General features: G+C 65.8%; 4 protein-coding genes. 2 read left to right on the top strand and 2 right to left on the bottom strand.

What is annotated here, in order from left to right; all coding sequences use genetic code 11:
* Positions 1 to 457: 457 nt before the first annotated feature.
* Positions 458 to 859 carry a hypothetical protein gene (locus ABZ896_RS52585; RefSeq protein WP_360946602.1) on the top strand — a complete coding sequence of 134 codons (402 nt, stop codon included), beginning with the start codon at positions 458 to 460 and terminating at the stop codon, positions 857 to 859.
* A 233-nt stretch (positions 860 to 1,092) separates the two neighbouring features.
* Here the strand turns inward: ABZ896_RS52585 and ABZ896_RS52580 are convergent, their stop codons facing one another.
* The gene (locus ABZ896_RS52580) at positions 1,093 to 1,320 is read right to left on the bottom strand and encodes a hypothetical protein (RefSeq protein ID WP_360946599.1); all 228 of its coding nucleotides are present in this window, start codon (positions 1,318 to 1,320) and stop codon (positions 1,093 to 1,095) included.
* Between the two features lie 440 nt (positions 1,321 to 1,760).
* Here ABZ896_RS52580 and ABZ896_RS52575 point away from each other — a divergent pair, with 440 nt between their 5' ends.
* Entirely contained in the window at positions 1,761 to 1,955 is a 195-nt protein-coding gene (locus ABZ896_RS52575) for a hypothetical protein (protein WP_360946596.1), read from the top strand.
* Positions 1,956 to 2,097: 142 nt separating this feature from the next.
* On the opposite strand, the gene ABZ896_RS52570 is transcribed toward ABZ896_RS52575, so the two are convergent.
* The gene (locus ABZ896_RS52570; RefSeq protein WP_360946593.1) at positions 2,098 to 2,304 is read right to left on the bottom strand and encodes a hypothetical protein; all 207 of its coding nucleotides are present in this window, start codon (positions 2,302 to 2,304) and stop codon (positions 2,098 to 2,100) included.
* Between the last annotated feature and the right edge of the window lie 163 nt (positions 2,305 to 2,467).

Raw genomic sequence — 2,467 nt, 5'->3', positions numbered from 1 at the left:
CAGGGAGCAAGCAGCGGCAGCTGATGCACGCCCCGGGCAGACACCCGCGCGTTCACGAACCTTGACCGGCTACACCACGTGGCGGGACACCATCGAACTTCGTCTCCACATCGAGGTAAGTCACGCACGTCACCAGGGCATGACGTGGACTGAGATCGGCTCTGCTATCGGCACTTCGGCTCAGGCTGCCCAACGGAAGTATCGACACCGCAACCTGGACCTCCCGGTGTTCTTGAGAGAACCACTGATAGACGAGGCGTAACCAAGGTCGGTCGTGCCGAACCCGTGCCAGATCGTACGGGGAATCACGGTGAACACCGGGGAGCCAGCTGACCGCCCGTCAGGCGCCAACACCGCTCCATCGCAGGTCAGACCCGGAGCAAGGTCCAGATGCCCTTAGCTTCCCAAGCTGATGCCCCATTAGGCCCCGCCTTCTGCGGTGACGCCGGCTGAGATCATGGACGATGACCGCATGCGCTACTTCAACGGCACAGGTTGGCTCGCGATCTTCACCGGCACGGAGACGATGATCGGTCGAACCGTGCACGTGGACGCTTGGGACGAGACAACCGGCGTGGCCCTCGTGGTCGACCCCAAGCGCGGTACCCGCCGCCCGGTCACGGACTACCCGGACTTCTCCCACCTTGAGCAAGCCGACCAGGTGGCCGCCGCCATCCCCGGAGGAGGCTGGCGCGCGTACTGGAAGGACGAAGGCCCCGACAACGGGCCACTGACCGAACAGGTACTGGCATGGCTCATCACAGCCAAGGGGCGAGCGACCCCGATCACCGTCGACGCCCACGGCCACGTGGACGACGCCGAGAGCGCGGATCGCCTCATCCCACCTGGGGAAGAGTGAAGCAGCCTCCGCTGTCTGACCGTCTCAGTTTCCGTCTCAGTTTCCGTCTCATTCAGCCCCGTTCACGGCCGTTCATCGAGGACTGCTTGCCGAGTTCGCCTCATGGGTCAGCCGTCCATGAACGCAGGTGAACGCCCTTGTACGAGCGCCGCTACCCCACCACCACAGTTGGAAAGCGTGCGCGAGGCGAAGGCAGTTGGGAATCGGGAGGTCGTCGTAAGTCCCCGCGAGCCTCACAGCGGCGGAAGGCTGCGTTTTTTCGCGCTAGGTCGGTGGCTGCCGCCGGTAGCCATGAACAGGAGGATGGCGAGGGCGACCAGAACCGTCCCCAGCAGTAGGTGGGGCAACCAGGACCACCAGGGGTCTTGGTCCAGGAGGGAAGCCACGATGGTGGTGACTCCGGAGACGAGAAACGTCGCAGCGCAGGCCCGGAATCGCCACGGAGCATGGTGGTTGGTCATGTTCCCTCTCCTGAGCGTCTGGGGCCTCTACGGGGAAGTCGCAAGTTTTGTCCGGGACTTGGGGCGCTCAGGTCGCCGGCCCGGCAGTCGTCGCGTGTAGCTCTCACCGAACGCTTGTCAGTGTGGGGAGACGCCGCCAGGAGGTGTGTGGGACGATCACTCTCGTGGAGTGGGGGACGCTTGTCGGGACGACTCTCGGGGCCGTGGTCGGTGTTGGGGCCACCTTGGCCGGGGAGCATTTGCGGTGGCGGCGGACTGTTCGGGACAACCGGCTGCAGGATCGGCGGACCATGTACGCGGACTGTCTTGTGGCCCTTCGGCGGGCGCATGAGGCGATGCGGTTGGCCGCTGACGAGGATCACTCCGATCTGCAGGTCAGGGCGGCCAAGATACGGCAGGCGTTTCAGGCTTCGGGGTGTGATGAGGCGCGGGAACGGCTCGTGCTGACGGCGAGCAGCGAGGTGTCGGCGGCCATAGACGCCTCGTACCACTCCTTGCGCCGGGTGCGGGAGACGCTCGCGTCCGGGTGCGCGCTGACGTCGGACGAGTACGACGTCGCCAGGCAGGCCCACGGAGACGCGACTCGGGCGGCGCGCACCGTCTTCAGGCAGGATCTGGCCACTCTGGAGCTCTGACGTAGGAGTAGGACGTAGGACGTAGAAGGTCGGACCATCGTCGTCAAGAAGGTTCTGGCGGGCGCGCGGTTCACCCCCTCCGACGTCGCCGGTCCGGCGGTCTGGTGGTCGGCGTCGGGGAGGATGACGACTCGCGGTGCTCCTAGCCGTCGTAACTCGACGTGTCGTCGCCGGAGTTGTTGTTCGAGCTGCCGCGCCTTCTCGACGAGGCGCGGACCATTTCGCCTGCCGCGAGCGTGAGCGTGGCTACGACGCGGGTCCAGCGGGGGCCGCCGCGGGATGCCCACACCACGCACACGCAGCCGCCGATCACGAGCGCCAGGACGACGCCGAGCAGCAGGACGATCATGTGTTCCCCTTCGTACGCGTTCGGTTACGTGATCCTCTCAGGAAAGGCGAGAGGCCCCGGAGCGTAACCTTCAGTTCAAGAGGTCGTTGCAACACCCCGTTCGTAGGGAGTTGCAGTGGACTTCGAGATCCGGGAGGACCGGAGGCCGCAGGGCCCCCGGAAG

Origin of the sequence: Streptomyces sp. NPDC047072 (assembly GCF_040643855.1) — a bacterium.
Lineage (GTDB): Bacteria > Actinomycetota > Actinomycetes > Streptomycetales > Streptomycetaceae > Streptomyces.
The sequence above is the reverse complement of the archived record's forward strand: the minus strand, read 5'-3'. Positions and strand labels throughout refer to the sequence as shown.

Bases quoted from the DNA above. Each gene is read 5' to 3' on its own strand.
- ABZ896_RS52580 (WP_360946599.1), bottom strand. From the start codon at position 1,320: ATGACCAACCACCATGCTCCGTGGCGATTCCGGGCCTGCGCTGCGACG.
- ABZ896_RS52570 (WP_360946593.1), bottom strand. From the start codon at position 2,304: ATGATCGTCCTGCTGCTCGGCGTCGTCCTGGCGCTCGTGATCGGCGGC.
- ABZ896_RS52585 (WP_360946602.1), top strand. From the start codon at position 458: ATGGACGATGACCGCATGCGCTACTTCAACGGCACAGGTTGGCTCGCG.